This window comes from Methylobacterium sp. CB376 (genome assembly GCF_029714205.1).
In the GTDB taxonomy this organism is placed as follows: domain Bacteria; phylum Pseudomonadota; class Alphaproteobacteria; order Rhizobiales; family Beijerinckiaceae; genus Methylobacterium.
Genome location: NZ_CP121648.1, coordinates 6,988,367 through 7,006,567, shown reverse-complemented (window position 1 = coordinate 7,006,567; position 18,201 = coordinate 6,988,367). Strand labels below are relative to the sequence as shown.

The following is an 18,201-nucleotide window of genomic DNA, read 5'->3' as shown; positions in this document are numbered from 1 at the left end:
GCCATGGCCTCTTCGTCTTCCCCGATCCTGATCGTCGGCGCCGGCCCGACCGGCCTCGTCCTCGCCCTGCGGCTCGCCCATCACGGGGTGCGGCCCCGCATCGTCGACCGGCACGCGGGACCCGGCGAGGCCTCGCGCGCCATGGTGGTGCATGCCCGCACCCTGGAATTCTACCAGCAGCTCGGCTTCGCCGACGAGGTGGTGGCGCAGGGCATCCGCATGGGCGGCGTGCACCTGCGCAGCCGGGGCAAGGACGTCGCCGCTTTCCATTTCGGGGATCTCGGCGAGGGGATCAGCCCGTTCCCGTTCATGCTGTGCTACCCCCAGGACGACCACGAGCGCTTCCTCCTCGACCGCCTCGCGCGGGCGGGCGTGACGGTGGAATACGGAACCGAGCTCGTCGGTTTCACGGACCGGGAGGACGGCGTCGAGGCCGTGCTCGAGCGGGACGGGGTGCGGGAGACCGTGAGCGCGGCCTATCTGTGCGGCTGCGACGGCGCCCACAGCCGCGTGCGCCAGGGCCTCGGGCTGGACTTCCCGGGCGGCACCTACGCGCAGCGCTTCTACGTGGCGGATGTGCGGCTCGCCGCGCATCCGGGCGACGACGTCTTCGTCAATCTCGGCGTGGACGCCCTCGGCCTCGTCATGCCGGTGCGGTCGAGCGGCATGCACCGGCTGATCGGCATCGTGCCGCCGCCCCTCGCCGGGCGCGAGGAGCTCGGCTTTCCCGAGATCCAGCCCCATGCCGAGGCGCTCCTCGGCGTGCGGGTGGCGGCGGTGAACTGGTTCTCGACCTACAACGTCCACCACCGGGTGGCGGCGCGGTTCCGGCAGGGGCGCTGCTTCATCGCCGGCGATGCCGGCCACATCCACAGCCCGGCCGGCGGCCAGGGCATGAATACCGGGATCGGCGACGCGGTGAACCTGTCCTGGAAGCTCGCCGAGGTGGTGCGGGGCACCGCCCCCCCGTCCCTCCTCGACAGCTACGAGCCGGAGCGGATCGCCTTCGCCCGCCAGCTCATCGCCTCCACCGACCGGGCCTTCCAGGCCGCCATCGGCAAGGGCCTCGGCCACCAGGTGCTGCGCACCCTCGTGGTGCCCCACCTGATGCCCCTGCTCTGGGGCGTCGCGGCGACCCGCCGGATGATGTTCGAGATCGTCTCGCAGGTCCGCATCGCCTATCCGGACAGCCCGCTCAGCCTGGGCCGGGCGGGCGAGGTGCGGGGCGGGGACCGCCTGCCCTGGATCCCGGGCCTCGACAATTTCGCGCCGCTGCGCGCCCTCGCCTGGCAGGTCCACGTCTACGGCACCCCGGCGCCGGCCCTCGGCGAGGCGGCGGCGGCCCACGCCCTGCCCTGCCACGTCTTCGCGCACGGCCCGGAGGCCGCGCGGGCGGGCGTGACGCGGGACGCCGCCTTCCTGGTCCGGCCGGACGGCCACGTCGCCCTCGCCCTGCCCGACCAGGACGCGGCCGCCCTCGGCGCCTACCTGCGCGCGCAGGGCCTGCGCCCGGCCGGGAGCGCCGCGATCGCCGCTTGACCGGCGCGCGCGGCTCGGTCATTCCCGGCGGCGGGACACCTCTCCCCACCGAGAGGCGCCCATCTGGAAGGATGGACACCGCATGACGACCCGGCCCGACGCGCGCCCGCGCGCGCCCTTCTTCTCGTCCGGCCCCTGCGCCAAGCGCCCCGGCTGGACCCCCGCCGCCCTCTCGGACGCGGCGCTCGGCCGCTCCCACCGCGCGAAGCTCGGCAAGGCCAAGCTCAAGCAGGCGATCGACCTCACCCGCACCGTGCTGCAGGTGCCGGACGATTACCGCATCGGCATCGTGCCGGCCTCCGACACCGGCGCGGTCGAGATGGCGATGTGGTCGCTGCTCGGGCCCCGCCCGGTCGAGATGCTGGCCTGGGAATCCTTCGGCGAGGGCTGGGTCACCGACGCGGTCAAGCAGCTCAGGCTCGACGCCCGGGTCACCACGGCGCCCTACGGCGCCCTGCCCGACCTCGCGGCCGTGGACACCCGGCACCACGACGTGGTGTTCACCTGGAACGGCACCACCTCGGGCGTGCGCGTGCCCGACGCGGACTGGATCGCCGCGGACCGCGAGGGCGTGGTGATCTGCGACGCCACCTCGGCGGCCTTCGCGCAGGATCTCGACTGGGCCAAGCTCGATGCCGTGACCTTCTCCTGGCAGAAGGTGCTCGGCGGCGAGGCGGCGCACGGCATGCTGATCCTCTCCCCCCGCGCCGCGGCGCGGCTGGAGAGCCACGTGCCGGCCTGGCCGATGCCGAAGATCTTCCGCATGACCAAGGGCGGCAAGCTCATCGAGGGCCTCTTCGAGGGCGAGACCATCAACACGCCCTCCATGCTGGCGGTCGAGGACTACATCGACGCCCTGCTCTGGGCGCAGGGGATCGGGGGCCTGCCGGCCCTGCGCGCCCGGGCGGACGCGAATGCCCGGGTCATCGCCGCGTGGGTGGCGCGGACGCCCTGGGTCGAGAACCTCGCGCGCGCGCCGGCCACCGCCTCGAACACCAGCGTCTGCCTGGTGATCGCCGATCCCGAGGTGACGGGCCGCGGCCCCGAGGCCGTGGCGGCCCTGGCCAAGGGCATCGCCGCGACCCTGGAGCGCGAGGGCGTCGCCCTCGACGTCGGGGCCTACCGGGACGCGCCGGCGGGGCTGCGGATCTGGTGCGGCGCCACCGTGGAGCGGAGCGACCTCGAGGCGCTGACGCCCTGGCTCGACTGGGCCTTCGCGCAGGAGAAGGCCCGCCTCCTCCGGCAGGCCGCCTGACAGACCGCGCGCGGATCCGCCCCGGCGGTCCCGGCGTCGCGCGCCGCGCCCCCGCCGCAAGCGGGGGAAGGCTGCGCCCTGTCCGGACGGCGCGCGCGGCGGATCCGGCCCCGCATCCCGGATGCCTTGCCCGAGCCTTGCCCAGCCGGAGCCTTGCCCAGCCGGAGCCTTGCCCAGCCGGAGCCTTGCCCATGACCACGCAGAAGCGCGTCCTCATCTCCGATTCCCTCTCCCCCGCCGCGGTCGCGATCTTCCGCGAGCGCGGCCTCGTCGCCGACCTCCGGCCCGACCTCGGCAAGGACAAGGAGGCGCTCGCCGCCGCCATCGGGGCGTATGACGGCCTCGCCATCCGCTCGACCACCCGGGTCACGGCCGCCCTGCTCGAGCGGGCCGGGCGCCTGCGGGTGGTGGGCCGGGCCGGCATCGGGGTCGACAACGTCGACGTGCCGGCCGCGACCGCCCGCGGCGTCATCGTGATGAACACGCCGCACGGCAACGCGGTCACCACCGCCGAGCACGCCATCGCCCTGATGCTGGCCCTGGCCCGCGAGATCCCGCAGGCGGACGCCTCCACCCAGGCCGGGCGCTGGGAGAAGAACCGCTTCCTCGGCATCGAGCTCACCGCCAAGACGCTCGGCGTCATCGGCTGCGGCAATATCGGGGCGATCGTCGCGGATCGCGGCATCGGCCTGCGCATGCGCGTCATCGCCTACGATCCCTTCCTGACCCCCGAGCGCGCCGTCGAGATCGGGGTCGAGAAGGTCGAGCTCGACGACCTGCTGCGCCGGGCCGACGTCATCACCCTGCACGTGCCGCTCACCGACAAGACCCGCAACATCCTCTCGGCCGAGGCCCTCGCCCGCACCAAGCCCGGGGTGCGCATCGTCAACTGCGCCCGGGGCGGGCTCGTCGACGAGGCCGCCCTGCGCGCCGCCCTGGACAGCGGCCACGTGGCCGGCGCCGCCCTCGACGTGTTCGCGGTCGAGCCCGCCACCGAGAACGTGCTGTTCGGCCACCCGAGCGTGATCTGCACGCCGCATCTCGGCGCCTCGACCCGCGAGGCGCAGGAGAACGTCGCCCTCCAGGTGGCCGAGCAGATGGCCGACCACCTCCTGCACGGGGCGATCCGCAACGCGGTGAACTTCCCGTCGATCTCGGCCGAGGAGGCGCCGCGCCTGCGGCCCTTCGTGACGCTCGCCGAGCAGCTCGGCTCCTTCCTCGGCCAGCTCACCGAGGCGCCGATCCGCGGCATCCGCATCGCCTTCGAGGGCGAGGTCGCCGCCATGAACCTGCGGGCGCTCACCGCCGCGGCGGTGGCGGGCGCGCTGAGGCCGTTCCTGGAGGGCGTCAACATGGTCTCGGCCACCGAGGTCGCCCGCCAGCGCGGCATCGTGGTGGAGACCACCACCCGCACCGGCACCGCGCGCAACTACGGCTCGGTGCTGCACGTGACCGTCGAGGCCGAGGACATGCCCCGGGACGCGGCCGGCACCGTCTTCCAGGACGGGGTGCCCCGCATCGTCGAGATCCGCTCGATCCCCCTCGAGGCCGCCTTCGCGCCCCACATGCTCTACGTGCGCAACGCCGACCAGCCGGGCTTCATCGGCCGGTTCGGCACGCTGCTCGGCGAGGCGGGGGTCAACGTCGCCACCTTCCATCTCGGCCGCGACCGGCCCGGGGGCGACGCGATCTGCTTCGCGGCGGTCGACCAGCCGGTCTCGCCGGCGCTGCTGCGCCAGATCGAGGCGATTCCCCAGGTCAAGCGCGCGCGGGCGGTCCGCTTCTGAGGCCCGGCCGTCAGTGGCCGCAGAAGGCGGCGCTGCCCGCGGCGGTCGCCGTGCAGAACATCGCCTCCGTCAGGAGGCCGATCCGGGCGGCGGCCTCACGGTTCATCGCCGCGGCGGCCGGGCCGACCTGCATCACCAGCGGGCCGGCCCCGCCGGCGACGGCGACCAGCACCGCGAGGGCGGCGAGCCGACCGCGCAGGCCCCGGGGCGCCGCGCCGGAAGGGAGGCGGTGCGGGATGGCGCGCGCGGTCGGGGGGTGGGACCGGATTCCGCTGTCGAGGGTCGCGACGCCCATGGATGCCTCCGCCGGTTGAGAGGATCACGGGAGACGACATCCGCGACCGGCCCGGCGCGGTGCGCCACCGCACCCGCCGGGTCCGGCGCGGTCCGAACCCTCGCGCGAGGGCCCGATCCGGGCGGCCGAGGCGCGCGGCCGGCGCCGCACCGCGCCGCCGAACCGGTGTGGCGCAAAGGCTGCCCCTCTCGGAGTTTGGTCCGGTGTCCCCGGGCCAGATCGGCCGAAGGGTTGTTTTGAGACAGGCAGGCGGTCATAAACCTCCGCTCGAAGGAGAGCTTTTCAGGATGACCGCAGTCCGGTCCGATGCCGCATCGGCCGTTCCCCCGTCCGGCCCGGCCGTGACGGGCGATCTGCCTTTCGAGAAAGCCCTCGAAGAGCTTGAGGGCATCGTGCAGCGCCTGGAGCAGGGCAACGTCCCGCTCGACGAATCCGTCGCGATCTACGAGCGCGGCGAGGCGCTGAAGCGGCATTGCGAGCAGCTCCTGCAGCGCGCCGAGGCGCGCATCCAGCGCATCACCCTCGGGGCGGATGGCAGCCCCGTCGGCACGGCGCCGCTCGATGTCGCCTGACGCAGCCCTCCCGCGGCGCCGCCCGCCCCCGCCCGTCGGCGGCCGTCGCGCGCCCTGGCGCCGCGCCCCCCTTCCGGACATGAGGATCGTTCGGTGTCACCGCTCAGCCTTCCCCTCCTCGATCGCGTCCGTGATCCGTCGGAGCTTCGCGCCCTGCCGGAGAGCGACCTGGCGCAGCTCGCCGCGGAACTGCGCGCCGAGACCATCGACGCGGTCTCGGTCACCGGCGGCCATCTCGGCGCGGGGCTGGGCGTGGTCGAACTCACGGTCGCCCTGCACTACGTCTTCCACACTCCCGACGACCGCCTGATCTGGGACGTCGGCCACCAGGCCTACCCGCACAAGATCCTCACCGGCCGGCGCGACCGCATCCGCACCCTGCGCCAGGGCGGCGGCCTCTCCGGCTTCACCAAGCGCGCCGAGAGCCCCTACGATCCCTTCGGCGCCGCCCACTCCTCCACCTCCATCTCCGCCGGCCTCGGCATGGCCGTCGCCCGCGACCTCGCCGAGGCCGCCGCCCGCGCCCGCGGCGAGACCCCCGAGCGCCGCAACGTCGTGGCGGTCATCGGCGACGGATCCATCTCCGCCGGCATGGCCTACGAGGCCATGAACAACGCCGGCGCCCTGCGCTCCCGCCTCGTCGTCATCCTCAACGACAACGACATGTCCATCGCGCCCCCGGTCGGCGCCATGTCGGCCTACCTCGCCCGCCTGGTCTCCGGCGACACCTACCGCTCCCTGCGCGACACCGCCCGCCAGTTCGGCCGCCTGCTGCCCAAGGCCCTCTACGACACCGCCGTGCGCGCCGAGGAATACGCCCGCGGCATCCTGGCGGGCGGCGGCACCATGTTCGAGGAGCTCGGCTTCCACTACGTCGGCCCGATCGACGGCCACAACCTCGACCACCTGCTGCCCATCCTCAAGAACGTCCGCGACGCGCCCGAGGGGCCGGTCCTGGTCCACGTCGTCACCCAGAAGGGCAAGGGCTACGCCCCCGCCGAGGCCGCCGCCGACCGCGGCCACGCCGTGGTCAAGTTCGACGTCGTCTCCGGCCAGCAGGTCAAGGCCAAGGCCAACGCCCCGACCTACACCCGGGTGTTCGGCGAGAGCCTGGTCAAGGCGGCGGACGCCGACGACAAGGTGGTGGCGATCACCGCCGCGATGCCCTCCGGCACCGGGGTCGACCTGTTCGCCAAGGCCCATCCGGGGCGCACCTTCGACGTCGGCATCGCCGAGCAGCACGCCGTGACCTTCGCGGCCGGGCTGGCGGCGGAGGGCTACCGGCCGTTCTGCGCGATCTACTCGACCTTCCTGCAGCGGGCCTACGACCAGGTCGTGCACGACGTGGCGCTGCAGAACCTGCCGGTGCGCTTCGCGCTCGACCGGGCCGGCCTGGTCGGGGCGGACGGGGCGACGCATGCGGGGGCCTTCGACCTGGCCTACCTGTGCTGCCTGCCCAACATGGTGGTGATGGCGGCCGCCGACGAGGCGGAGCTGGTGCACATGGTGGCGACCGCCCACGCGCACGATGCCGGCCCGATCGCCTTCCGCTACCCGCGGGGCGAGGGGGTGGGGGTGGACCTGCCCGAGAAGGGCGAGGTTCTGGCGCTGGGCCGCGGCCGGGTGATCCGGCGCCCGGAGGGGGCGCGGGTGGCGCTGGTGAGCCTGGGGACGCGCCTGGCGGAGGCGCTGAAGGCGGCCGAGCAGCTGGAGGAGCGCGGGATCGGGGTGACGGTGGCGGATGCGCGCTTTGCCAAGCCGCTGGACGAGGGGCTGCTGCTGGATCTTGCGGGCAGCCACGAGGTGCTGGTGACGGTGGAGGAGGGCTCGACCGGGGGCTTCGGCGCGATGGTGCTGCACCTGCTCGCGGGGCGCGGGGCGCTGGATGCCGGGACGGTGCGGGTGCGCACGCTGACCCTGCCGGACAGCTACCAGGACCACGACACGCCCGAGCGCATGTACGCCCAGGCCGGCCTCGACGCCCCCGCCATCGTCCGAGCCGTCGAGCACGCGCTCCCGGACGAGCCGCGGGCCGCCAAGCGGCCCGCGCGCGACTCGAACGTGGTGAGCGTCTCCCGCCGCCCGCGCTGAGCGGAGCCCGCCCTTGAGCGGCGCTCAGCCCGCGGGCTTGCGCTTGCGGGCATCCGCCGAGCGGATCGCCTGCCAGCCGTTCGGCTGCGCCACGAAGGCCCGGAGCGCCGCGGCGTTCTGGGCCGCCTCCGCGCCGCCGAGGTCGCGGCGCATCAGTTCCTCCGCCTCGGCCGAGCGCCCCTCGAGCCCGAGCACCAGGGCGAGGTTCTGACGCACCCGCGCGTCGGCGCGCGGATCGGCGGCGGCCTGCCGCAGCACCCGCTCGGCCTCGGGCAGGCGCTTGGCCAGCGCGTAGGAGAGGCCGAGATTGGACAGCACGCTCGGCTCGCCCGGGACGATCTTGAGGGCGGTCTCGTAGTAGCGCTGGGCCTGGGCGTGGTCGCCCATCTGGTCGGCGACGGCGCCCTGGGCCGAGAGCACGCGCCAGTCCGGATTGGCCGGCGAGTGGGCGTTCTGGAGGACTTCCGCCGCCTCGCCGAACCGCCCGGCCTCCGCCAGGGTCTTGCCGTAGGCCGCGAGCACCGCCGGGTTCTTGGGGTTGCGCAGGGCCGTCTGCTGCAGCACCGCGACGGCCTGCGCGGTCTGCTCGCTGGCGCGCAGCGCCCCCGCATACGCGATGGCGGTGCCGACATCGGCCGGATCGCGGGTGTAGCGCGCGGCGAGCCGGTCGAGGTCGCGCCGAGCATTGCCGGCGCCGGTGCCGACATCGATCGAGCCGGTCGTCGTCGGCGAGCGCGACAGGCACCCGGACACGAGCAGCGCCATCGTGCCGGCCGCGAGAAGGCGCACCAGGGCGGAACGCGACACGTCGACGGGGGACCGCATCCGGCTCTCCTCAGGCGGGCTCGGGCGGCCCAACGCGCCGCCTCGCTGCCCGGAATAGGGTGTTAACCCTAACCGGGGGTTAACGAGGCGGCATTGATATCGTTGAGAAATCATCCGTTGCGGGCGCCGTTCGGGGATTGTCGTCCCGTGTCGGTCGCCGATGAGCGGGGAGCCGCGCCGCCGGGAGCGAGGCCCTGTGCTCGCGGGACCCTGCGTCAACCGCCCGCCCGGGACCAGGGAGCGCGCGGTCGATGCGCAGCCCGACGGGGCGATGGACCTCAGCGGGGTTGCGCGGCCGCACAGCCCGCCCCGAAGGCACCGGAAGCGGGATCGTCGACCGGCCGCAGCGTCGGGCCCGGCGCGGCACGGCGGATGCGGTGGCGCCGCGCGCCGCGCGGCCGGTGTGACAAGGCCCGGTCGGCTGCGCTAGGCAGCGGTGCACCTCCTCTCGAACCCGGGACCCGCCCGTGACCTCATCCCCCGACGCCTCCGCCGCCCGTCCGATCTGGTGCGTCACGGCGGAGGGATGGCCCGCCCTCGCCGAGACCCTCCCGGCCGCGGCCGCCGCCTACGCCCGGGCAACCGGCTTCTCGGCCAAGCCCGGGAGCCACTGCGTGCTCCCCGGGGCGGACGGGAGCCTCGCGGGCGTCGTCCTCGGCATCGACCCGAAGGGGGATCCCTTCGCGCCGGGCAAGCTCGCCGACGCGCTGCCGGAGGGCGATTACCGCTTCGCGGCGGCCCCGCCGGACCCGCTCCTCGCCGCCCTGGCCTGGCGGCTCGCCGCCTATCGCTTCGCCCGCTACCGCGACCGGCCGGCGCCGGCGGCGGTGCTCGCCACGCCCGAGGGCGTCGACGCGGCCGAGGTCGAACGCATCGCCGCTGCGGTCGCGGCGGGGCGCGACCTCGTCAACACGCCCGCCAACGACCTCGGCCCGGCCGAGATCGAGGCCGCGGCGCGCGGCCTCGCCGCGCGCGCCGGGGCGGCCTGCACGGTCGTGTCGGGCGAGGCCCTGGAGCGGGATTTCCCGATGATCGCCGCGGTCGGGCGCGCCTCGGACCGGGCGCCCCGCCTCATCGACCTGACCTGGGGCGATCCGGGGGCCCCGAAGGTCACCCTGGTCGGCAAGGGCGTCGCCTTCGACACGGGCGGTCTCGACATCAAGCCCTCGGCCGCCATGCTGCTGATGAAGAAGGACATGGCGGGGGCCGCCGCCGCGCTGGCCGCCGCCGAGATGGCGATGGGGGCGGGCCTGCGCCTGCGCCTGCGCGTCCTGGTGCCGGCCGTCGAGAACGCGATCTCGGGGAGCGCCTTCCGGCCGGGCGACGTCCTGCGCAGCCGCCGCGGCCTCACCGTGGAGATCGGCAACACCGACGCGGAGGGCCGCCTGATCCTCGCCGACGCGCTCGCGCTCGCGGACGAGGAGAGCCCGGACCTCCTCGTCGATTTCGCGACCCTGACGGGCGCGGCCCGCGTGGCCCTCGGCCCGGACCTGCCGGCCCTGTTCACGGAGGATGACGGGCTGGCCGCCGAGATGGCCGAGATCGGGCGGGCGGTGAACGATCCGGTCTGGCGGCTGCCGCTCTGGGCGCCCTACGCGAGCCTGCTCGACTCGAAGGTCGCGGACGTCAACCACGTCTCGGGCGGCCCCTTCGCGGGCGCGGTCACGGCGGCCCTGTTCCTGCGCCGCTTCGCAACCGCCGCGAAGGCCCACGTTCACCTCGACCTCTACGGCTGGAACCCGAGCACCAAGCCCGGTCGGCCGGAGGGCGGCGAGGTGCAGACCGCGCGCCTCGTCTACGCGTTGCTGCGCCGCCGCTACGCCTGATCCGGGATCCGCTCGATCGAAGCGGATCCCGGATCACGCGCCTGCGCGGCGCCTGAGCGAGGACGACATCCGCATGGCCGAAATGGAAGATGGCGAAGCCATCAACCGGATGGCGCATGACGGGGCCGGGACCGAGCGGCGCCCGGGCGCGGGCGCCGCTCGGGGTGCCGCCTCAGCGGCGCAGGATCTTGGTGACGATGCGGCCGACGAGCGTGCTCGAATCGGCGTTGCGGGTGTCGTAGCGGTCGCCCGGGCGGGCATTCGGATCGTCGTTGCCCAGGATCTTGGTGACGATGCGGCCGATCAAGCTCATGGCCTTCCCCTCCGGCTGGCGGGCGGCGAGCGCCCTGTCTCCGCTGTCAACGAGGCACAGGCTCAGCCGTTCCGCTCAGGCCCACTCGGCCATGGCCTCGAAGACGAGGGCGTGGCGGGCCGCGAGCGCGTCGATCTCCGTCGCGTAGCCGCCGCCGATCACCGCCGCCAGGGGGATGCCGCGGCGCCGGGTCTCGCCGACCACGTGGCGGTCGCGGGCGAGGAGGCCCTCGTCCGTGAGCGCGAGCCGCCCGAGCCGGTCGTCCCGGTGCGGGTCGACGCCCGCGTTGTAGAAGACGAGGTCGGGCCGCAGCGCGTCGAGCAGGCGCGGCACGTGCCGGACCAGCGCGGCCATGTAGCCGGCGTCGTCGAGCCCGTCCGGCAGCCCGACATCGAGGTCGCCCGGCACCTTGTCGGTCGGGTAGTTCCGCTCGCCGTGCATGGAGAAGGTGAACAGGTCCGGCTCGCCCGCGAGGCAGTCGGCGGTCCCGTCGCCCTGGTGCACGTCGAGGTCGATGACGAGGGCCCGCCGGATCGCGCCCTCGCGCAGGAGCGCGAGCGCCGCCACCGCCACGTCGTTGAGGACGCAGAAGCCCCCGCCCCCGGCCCGCCTGGCGTGATGGCTGCCGCCCGCGGTGCTGCCCGCGAGCCCGCCCGCGAGGGCGAGCCGCCCGGCCAGCAGCGTGCCGCCCGCCGAGGCGAGGGAGCGGCGCGCCACGCCCGCATCGACCGGCAGGCCGATCCGCTTCTCGACCGCGCGCGGCACCGTCGCGGTGAGCACCTGATCGACGTAGGCGCGGTCATGCGCCAGCGCGACGGTCGGCGCGCCGGCCGGCTCGGGCCGCACGAACCCGTTCGGCACCAGGCCGCGCGCGCGCAGGATCTCGGCGAGGCGGCCGTATTTCCGCATCGGGAAGCGGTGGCCCTCCGGCAATTCGGCCTCGTAGGCCGGATGGAACACGATCGGCAGCATGGCTCCTCCTCGACCGCGCCCACCGCAATCGGACCGGCCGCGCCCGGCCGGCCGCGGCGGGACGGTCGCGGCGGGACGGTCGCGGCGCCCGCACCCGGGCGATATCGTCGGCGGCGGCCCGGCGCGAAGCGCGACCGCACGCCGCAAGCTCTCCGGCCGGGGTTGAGGGATCGCGCCGCTTGCTCTCAAAGTGGCACGCGCCGCGCTCCGGCGTGGACACGGTTTGAACACGAACCCCGCCGACCCTTGCGGCATGGAGCCGACCTGTGGGCAACCGGGGACAGCGAGCAGCCGGAGCATGCCGGACAGGAGACGGATCGCAGGCGGCGCCCGGGCCGGGCGCCGCGCCGGGGGGCGCCGCACCGGAGCGCTCGCCGTCGTCGCCTGCCTGATGGGCGCGCCGGAGGCGCGGGCCTTCGACCTCTTCGGCCTGTTCGGCAGCGAGGAGGCGCCGCCCGTCCCCCGGCCCGACGCCCTGCCCTACGCCCTGCGCGTCCAGGGCGTCGAGGACGACGACCTGCGCACCGCCCTGGAGGATGCCTCGAGCCTCCACCGCCTGCGGGACGAGCCGCCGCCCGACGCCGAGGGCCTGCTGCGCCGCGCCGAGGCCGATGCCGGCCGCCTGCTCGACGTGCTCTGGGGCTACGGCTATTACTCGGGCACCGTCACGGTGCGGATCGAGGACGTCGTGCTCGGCGGCGAGGCGGCGGCCCGCGCCGCCCTGCGCGCGGCCGAGGCCGCCCGCGACCGCCGCCTCGTGGCGGTGCGGATCGCGATCGCGCAGGGCCCGCTCTACCGGCTGCGGCGGCTCACGGTGCGCGACGCCTCCGGCCTCCCCCTCGACCTGCCGGACCGCCTCACCCGCAGCGCCGACGAGTCCGGCCGCTCGGCCACGGTCCTCGCCCGGCAGGCCCGGATCGTCGATCACCTGCGCGCGCAGGGCCACCCCTTCGCCAGGGTGGTGCGGCTCGATCCGGTGGCGGACCACGCGGCCCGGGCGCTCGACGCGACGCTGACGGTCGATCCCGGGCCGGCGGCGCGGCTCGGCCCGGTGACGGTGCGGGGCGCGGCCGGCCTCGACCCGGCGGTGGTGCGCTCCTTCATCTACGCCGAGCCGGGCGATCCCTACTCCCCCGAGGCGATCGCCGGGATCCGCCGCTCGGTGACCCGCCTGGAGGCGCTCGGCGGCGTGCGGGTGCGCGAGGCCGACGGCCTCGACGCGGAGGGCCGGCTCCCGGTCTTCGTCGAGGTGAGCGAGCGGGCCCCGAACCTCCTCGGGGTCGCGGCGCGCTACTCCACGGTCGACGGGCCGGGCGTGCGGGGCTACTGGGCCCACCGCAACCTGTTCGGCGGCGGCGAGAGCCTGCGGCTGGACGCCGACCTGTCCTATCTGGGGCTCGGGCAGGATTACTACGCGCGGCGCCGCAAGCTCGCGGGCATCGAGACGAACGGCCTCGGCGGCCGGCTCGCCGCCACCTTCGTCAAGCCGGGCCTGCTCGGCACCCGCAACGACCTCGTGGCGGGCGCCTTCGTCGGCCGCGAGGTCCAGCAATCCTACTTCACGGACGCGGCCGGCGGCACGGTGGCGCTGCGCCACCGCTTCGGCGACGCGGCCTCGGTCCAGGCGGGGATCGAGGGACAGGTCGGCTCGTCCCGGGACGCGCTCGGCAAGGTCGATTACCGCCTCGTCGGCCTGCCGGTCTCGGTCGCCTACGACTCGACCGACAACCTCCTCGACCCGACCCGGGGGATCCGCCTCACCGCCGCGGCGACCCCCTATCCGGGCTTCCTCGGCTCGGATCCGGGGATCTTCCTCGCCAAGGCGCAGGGCTCCACTTACCTCGCCCTCGACGACGAGGCGCGCACCATCCTGGCGGCGCGGGTCGGCTTCGGCTCCATCACGGGGGCGAGCCTGGAGCGGATCCCGGCCTCGCTGCGCTTCTTCGCGGGCGGGGGCGGCTCGATCCGCGGCTATGCCTACCGCACGGTCGGCCCGATCGGTCCGTTCCAGCTGCCGATCGGCGGCCGCTCGCTCCTCGAAGGCTCGCTCGAGGCCCGCATCAGGATCACCGACACGATCGGCCTCGTGCCGTTCCTGGACGCCGGCACCGCCTTCGCGTCGAGCCTGCCGGATTTCGACGAGCGGATCCGCTACGCGGCGGGCCTGGGCCTGCGCTACTACACGGGCATCGGCCCGATCCGCGTCGACCTCGCGGCGCCCCTGAACCCCGACAAGGCGCTCAAGCAGCCGCCCGTCGCCCTGTACATCAGCATCGGGCAGGCCTTCTGATGAACGCTGCCTTCGCGGCCCGCGCCGGCCGCCTGCGCCGGGCGCTCCTCGCCGGCCTCCTCGTCCTCGCCCTCGCCCTCCCCCTCGCCCTCCTGGCGGCGCAGGGGCGCGGCCGCGCCGCCGAGGGCGAGACCACGATCCTGGGCGATCTCCTCTCCCGCGCCCTCTCGACGCCCGCCTCGCGGGTCTCGATCGGCGCCGTCGACGGCGCGCTCTCCTCCGACGCCACGATCCGCGACGTGGCCATCGCCGACCGCGAGGGCGTCTGGCTGCGCCTCGACCGGGCGCGGCTGATCTGGCGGCGCACCGCCCTCCTCGCCCGGCGCCTGGAGATCGACCGGCTGGAGATCGGCCGCCTGGAGGTGCTGCGCCGGCCCCTGCCGAACCCGGTCGCCACCGCCTCCGACGGCCCGCTCCTGCCCGACCTGCCCGTGAAGGTCGAGGTGAAGGCCTTCACCCTCGACGAACTCGGCCTCGGCGCGCCGGTGCTCGGCGAGGCCGCCCGCCTCGCCGGGGCGGGCCAGGCGCGGCTCGGCGACCCGGGCGAGGGGCTCGACCTCGCCCTCGGCATCCGCCGCCTCGACCGGCCCGGCACCGCGACGCTCCGACTCGCCTACGTGCCGGAGGGCCAGCGCCTCGACGTGAAGCTCGCCCACGACGAGCCGCAGGGCGGCCTCGTCGCGCGGGCCCTCGCCCTGCCGGGCCTGCCGCCCGTCACCCTCGACCTCGACGGGCGCGGCCCCCTCGACGCCTTCGGGGCGAGCCTCGCCTTCCGGGCCGGCGACGAGATCGGCGCCGAGGGGCGGGCCCGCATCGACCGGGTCGAGGCCGGGCGGCGCATGGTCCTGGACCTCGCCTCGCGCATCGAGGGGCTGGTGCCCGGGCCGGCGGCGGCGGTCTTCGCGGGCACGACCCGGCTCGACGGGGCGCTGCTGTTCTCGCGCGACGGCGCCTCCCGGATCGAGCGCTTCGCCCTCACCTCCCGGACCGCGACGCTCACCGCCGCCGGGGGCCTCGACGCGGCCGGACGGGCCGACCTCGCGCTCGCGGCCCGGGCGCTGCCCACCGAGGGCGGCGTCACCCGGACCGGCGCCGGCGAGGTCGAGGCCCTGACCTTCGACGGATCCCTCACGGGACCGCTCGCGGCCCCGGCCCTGCGCGGCACGCTGCGGGCCGCGGGCCTGCGCGCGGCGGAGAGCCGCCTTGCCAGGATCAGCGCCGACCTCGCGGTCGAGCCGCTGCCGAGGCTGCCGGCGGGCCAGTCCTTCCGCCTCGCGGCCGACGCGGCCTTCGAGGGCCTGCACCTCGCCGACCCGGCCCTGCGCCGCGCGGTCGGGCCCGAGGCGCGCTTTGCCCTGCGCGGCGAGCTGCGCCCGGACGGGGTGGCCGACCTCCGGACCCTCAGCCTCGAGGCGCCCGGGGCGAGCCTGCGCTACGCCGGCCGGCTCGGCCGCACCGAGGTGGCCGGGACCCTGCGGGCGGAGCTCGGCGACCTCGCCGCCTTCTCGCTGCTGGCCGGACGCCCGCTCGCCGGGCGGCTCTCCGCCTCCGCCCTCCTGTCGGGCGATCCCGGCCGCGGCGGCGTCGCGGCGGAGCTGGAGGCGGCGGGCGAGGGGCTCGCCCTCGGCACTCCCGCCCTCGACCGCAGCCTCGGCCCCGCTCCCCGCCTGAGCGGCCGCCTGACCCGCCTGCCGGACGGCTACGCGGTCGAGCGGGCGCGGCTCGAGGGGCGGGCCGTCAGCGCCACGGCGGAGGGCCGCGCCACCCTGGCGCAGGCGAACCTCGCCGCCCGGCTCGACCTCGCCGACCTCGCCGCGCTCCACCCGGACCTCGCGGGCGCCGCCCGCCTCGGCGCGACCCTCACCGGCTCGCTGGAGCGGCCCGACCTCGCGCTCACCGCCGAGGCGCCGCAGGGCTCGGCCCTCGGGCGGCCCCTGCGCGACCTCGTCCTGGCGGCGAATCTGCGCGACGTCACCGGCCGCCCGGACGGGACGCTCACCCTCTCGGGCCGGGTCGGGGGCAAGCCGCTCGCCGGGGAGGCCCACCTCGCCCGGCGGCGCGGCGACTGGGTCCTCGACCGCCTGGGCTTCAGCCTCGGCTCGGTGGAGCTGCGCGGCGCCGCCGCGATCGATGCCGGGAGCGGCCTCGCCGAGGGCGAGCTCGGCCTCAGGGCCGGCAGCCTCGACGACCTCTCGGCCCTCGCCCTCACCCGCCTCGCCGGCCGGCTCGATGCCGGGATCACCCTGGCGCGCCGCGACGGCCGCCAGGACGCGCGCGTCCGGGCGGCGGGCGAGGGGCTCCGGGCCGGGCAGATCGCCCTGGCGCGGCTCGACGCCGACCTCGCCGGCAGCGACCTGCGCGCGGCGCCGCGCCTCGACGGCCGCCTCGCCGCCGAGCGGCTGGTCGCGGCGGGCGAGACCGTCGAGACCCTGCGCTTCGAGGCGCGGTCCGCCGCGGAGGCGAGCGACCTGACGATCCAGGCGCGGGCGCGGGGCTTCCTCCTCGACGGGGCCGCCCGGCTGGAAGCCGGCCGGCCGGAGGCCGGCGAGGCCCCGCGCCTCGACCTCGTCCGGTTCGCGGCCCAGCGCGGCGGCGACCGCCTCGCCCTCGCCGGCCCGGCGACTTTGCGCCTCGACGGGCGCGACCTCGTGGTCGAGCATCTCGGCCTGGCGGCGGGCTCCGGCCGGGCGAGCCTCGACGGGCGGATCGGGCACCGGCTCGACCTGCGGGCGAGCCTCTCGGCCGTGCCGCTCTCCCTGGCCCGGCTCGCTGACCCGCGCCTCGCCGTCTCCGGCACGCTCGACGGGGAGGTCAGCCTCGCCGGGCCGGCCGGCAGCCCCGAGGGACGCTACGCCCTGCGGGTCGCCCGGCTCGCCACGCCGGAGACGCGCTCGGCCGGCCTGCCGCCGGTCGAGGCGCGCCTTCGGGGAGATCCGCGACGGGCGGGCGGGCCTCGACGGCACCGTCGCGGCCGGGCGGGGCCTCGCCGTGACCCTCGGGGGCTTCCTGCCGGTCGAGCCCGGCGGGCCGCTCGGCGTGACGGCCCGGGGCAGCCTCGACGCGGCGCTCGCCAACACGCTCCTCTCCGCCTCCGGCCAGCGCCTCGCCGGCCGGGTCGCCCTCGACGCCGAGGTGACCGGGCCCCTCGCGGCGCCCCGGGTCGGGGGCGGCGCCACGCTCACCGGCGGCAGCTTCACCGATCCGCTGCGGGGCATCCGCCTCGACCGGATCGAGGGCCGGGTCAGCGGGCGCGGCGACGCCCTGGCGATCGAGCGCCTCACCGCCGCCACCCGCAACGGCGGCACGCTGAGCGCGACGGGCCGGGTGGCGGTCGATCCCGGCGCCGGCTTCCCGGGCAACCTGACCATCCGGGCCGACCGCGCCGAGCTCGCCGCGAGCCCGCTGATGACGGCGGTCGCCGGGCTCGACCTCGCGCTCACCGGGCCGCTCGCGCGCACCCCGCGGATCGCCGGCCGGGTCGAGGTGATCTCGCTCGCGGTCGGCATCCCGGACCGCCTGCCCGCCACCGTCGAGCCCCTGCCGGGCCTGCGCCACGTCAACGTGCCGGAGGCCGAGCGCGGCCGCTTGGCCGCCCGGGCCCGGGAGCGGGCGCGGGCCGGACGCCGGGCCGCGCCCTTCGACGCGGCCCTCGACCTCGCCGTCTCGGTGCCCGGGCGCATCGTGGTGCGCGGCCGCGGCGTCGATGCGGAACTCGGCGGGTCGCTGCGCCTCACCGGCACCTCGCGGGCGCCGGTGGCGAACGGGAGCTTCGCGCTGCGCCGCGGCCGGATCCAGATCGTCGGCCAGCGGCTCGATTTCACCCGCGGCCGCGTCGGCTTCGCGGGCGACCTCACGGCGCCCGACCTCGACTTCGAGGCCCAGACCCAGGCCGGCGACGTGACCGCCCGCATCGCCGTGAGCGGCCCGGCCGACCGGCCGGTCTTCGCCCTCAATTCCGAGCCGCCCCTGCCGCAGGACGAGGTGCTCTCCCGCCTCCTGTTCAAGAAGGCCTCGGGCGGCCTCTCGCCCTTCCAGGCCCTGCAGCTCGCGCAGGGGGTGGCGCAGCTCTCCGGGAATGCGGGCGGGCCCGACGTGTTCGAGAGCGCCCGCAAGGGGCTCGGCCTCGACAGCCTCGACGTGCAGGCCGGGTCGAGGGGCGGCGCGGCGGTCGGGCTGTCGCGGGCGCTCGGGGACCGGCTCTCGGTCGGGGTGAAGGCCGGCGCCCGGCCGGAGGACAGCGCCGCCACGCTCACCTACGACGTGACCGGGCGCATCAAGGTCCAGGGCGAGGCCGGGGCGAACGGCGCCGCCGCGCTCGGCGTCGGGGCTGAATGGGAATATTGAGCCACGGCCGCAGGTGCGGCCCGTTCTTCCCGAGGAACGGCAGGCGCCGGCGGACCCGCTTAAGCCATCCTTAGACGGTCTGACCTAGGGTC

The 18,201-nt window shown here is 76.1% G+C and carries 11 protein-coding genes and 1 pseudogene; 8 read left to right on the top strand and 4 right to left on the bottom strand.

Going from position 1 to position 18,201, the window contains the following annotated elements; translation table 11 throughout:
• The first annotated feature begins 3 nt into the window (after nucleotides 1–3).
• The 3 genes from QA634_RS32305 to serA all read left to right on the top strand — a co-directional run bounded on the left by QA634_RS32305 (nucleotide 4) and on the right by serA (nucleotide 4,581).
• A complete protein-coding gene (locus QA634_RS32305; RefSeq protein WP_012336038.1) occupies nucleotides 4–1,539 on the top strand; it encodes an FAD-dependent monooxygenase in 1,536 nt (511 codons plus the stop codon).
• An 82-nt stretch (nucleotides 1,540–1,621) separates the two neighbouring features.
• Complete coding sequence (locus QA634_RS32300) at nucleotides 1,622–2,794, top strand: phosphoserine transaminase (protein WP_012336037.1); 1,173 nt, start codon at nucleotides 1,622–1,624, stop codon at nucleotides 2,792–2,794.
• A gap of 191 nt (nucleotides 2,795–2,985) precedes the next feature.
• The gene (gene serA / locus QA634_RS32295) at nucleotides 2,986–4,581 is read left to right on the top strand and encodes a phosphoglycerate dehydrogenase (RefSeq protein WP_012336036.1); all 1,596 of its coding nucleotides are present in this window, start codon (nucleotides 2,986–2,988) and stop codon (nucleotides 4,579–4,581) included.
• A gap of 10 nt (nucleotides 4,582–4,591) precedes the next feature.
• Here serA and QA634_RS32290 read toward each other — a convergent pair whose 3' ends face one another.
• Nucleotides 4,592–4,876 carry a hypothetical protein gene (locus QA634_RS32290; protein ID WP_012336035.1) on the bottom strand — a complete coding sequence of 95 codons (285 nt, stop codon included), beginning with the start codon at nucleotides 4,874–4,876 and terminating at the stop codon, nucleotides 4,592–4,594.
• Between the two features lie 287 nt (nucleotides 4,877–5,163).
• On the opposite strand from QA634_RS32290, the gene QA634_RS32285 reads away from it, so the two are divergent.
• Nucleotides 5,164–5,448, top strand: a complete 285-nt coding sequence (locus QA634_RS32285) for an exodeoxyribonuclease VII small subunit (RefSeq protein WP_012336034.1) — start codon at nucleotides 5,164–5,166, stop codon at nucleotides 5,446–5,448.
• Between the two features lie 93 nt (nucleotides 5,449–5,541).
• Nucleotides 5,542–7,539: a 1-deoxy-D-xylulose-5-phosphate synthase gene (dxs, locus tag QA634_RS32280; protein ID WP_283027068.1), complete on the top strand. Its 1,998-nt coding sequence runs from the start codon at nucleotides 5,542–5,544 to the stop codon at nucleotides 7,537–7,539.
• Nucleotides 7,540–7,563: 24 nt separating this feature from the next.
• Here the strand turns inward: dxs and QA634_RS32275 are convergent, their stop codons facing one another.
• Nucleotides 7,564–8,364, bottom strand: coding sequence for a tetratricopeptide repeat protein (locus QA634_RS32275; RefSeq protein WP_012336032.1), 801 nt, complete (start codon nucleotides 8,362–8,364; stop codon nucleotides 7,564–7,566).
• A gap of 467 nt (nucleotides 8,365–8,831) precedes the next feature.
• Here QA634_RS32275 and QA634_RS32270 point away from each other — a divergent pair, with 467 nt between their 5' ends.
• Entirely contained in the window at nucleotides 8,832–10,190 is a 1,359-nt protein-coding gene (locus QA634_RS32270; protein ID WP_012336031.1) for a leucyl aminopeptidase family protein, read from the top strand.
• A 172-nt stretch (nucleotides 10,191–10,362) separates the two neighbouring features.
• Here QA634_RS32270 and QA634_RS32265 read toward each other — a convergent pair whose 3' ends face one another.
• Both QA634_RS32265 and QA634_RS32260 read right to left on the bottom strand, forming a co-directional pair.
• Nucleotides 10,363–10,503, bottom strand: a complete 141-nt coding sequence (locus QA634_RS32265; RefSeq protein ID WP_012336030.1) for a hypothetical protein — start codon at nucleotides 10,501–10,503, stop codon at nucleotides 10,363–10,365.
• A gap of 75 nt (nucleotides 10,504–10,578) precedes the next feature.
• A complete protein-coding gene (locus tag QA634_RS32260) occupies nucleotides 10,579–11,475 on the bottom strand; it encodes a histone deacetylase family protein (RefSeq protein ID WP_012336029.1) in 897 nt (298 codons plus the stop codon).
• Between the two features lie 391 nt (nucleotides 11,476–11,866).
• Here QA634_RS32260 and QA634_RS32255 point away from each other — a divergent pair, with 391 nt between their 5' ends.
• A complete protein-coding gene (locus tag QA634_RS32255) occupies nucleotides 11,867–13,765 on the top strand; it encodes an autotransporter assembly complex protein TamA (RefSeq protein ID WP_085984505.1) in 1,899 nt (632 codons plus the stop codon).
• Nucleotides 13,765–18,109 (top strand): annotated as a pseudogene (locus QA634_RS32250) (translocation/assembly module TamB domain-containing protein). Before QA634_RS32255 ends, QA634_RS32250 begins: the two are co-directional and overlap by 1 nt.
• The last annotated feature ends 92 nt before the right edge of the window (nucleotides 18,110–18,201 follow it).

Coding starts and splice junctions, on each gene's coding strand:
- QA634_RS32305 (WP_012336038.1), top strand. CDS start 4: ATGGCCTCTTCGTCTTCCCCGATCCTGATCGTCGGCGCCGGCCCGACC.
- QA634_RS32300 (WP_012336037.1), top strand. CDS start 1,622: ATGACGACCCGGCCCGACGCGCGCCCGCGCGCGCCCTTCTTCTCGTCC.
- serA (WP_012336036.1), top strand. CDS start 2,986: ATGACCACGCAGAAGCGCGTCCTCATCTCCGATTCCCTCTCCCCCGCC.
- QA634_RS32290 (WP_012336035.1), bottom strand. CDS start 4,876: ATGGGCGTCGCGACCCTCGACAGCGGAATCCGGTCCCACCCCCCGACC.
- QA634_RS32285 (WP_012336034.1), top strand. CDS start 5,164: ATGACCGCAGTCCGGTCCGATGCCGCATCGGCCGTTCCCCCGTCCGGC.
- QA634_RS32275 (WP_012336032.1), bottom strand. CDS start 8,364: ATGCGGTCCCCCGTCGACGTGTCGCGTTCCGCCCTGGTGCGCCTTCTC.
- QA634_RS32265 (WP_012336030.1), bottom strand. CDS start 10,503: ATGAGCTTGATCGGCCGCATCGTCACCAAGATCCTGGGCAACGACGAT.
- QA634_RS32260 (WP_012336029.1), bottom strand. CDS start 11,475: ATGCTGCCGATCGTGTTCCATCCGGCCTACGAGGCCGAATTGCCGGAG.
- QA634_RS32255 (WP_085984505.1), top strand. CDS start 11,867: ATGGGCGCGCCGGAGGCGCGGGCCTTCGACCTCTTCGGCCTGTTCGGC.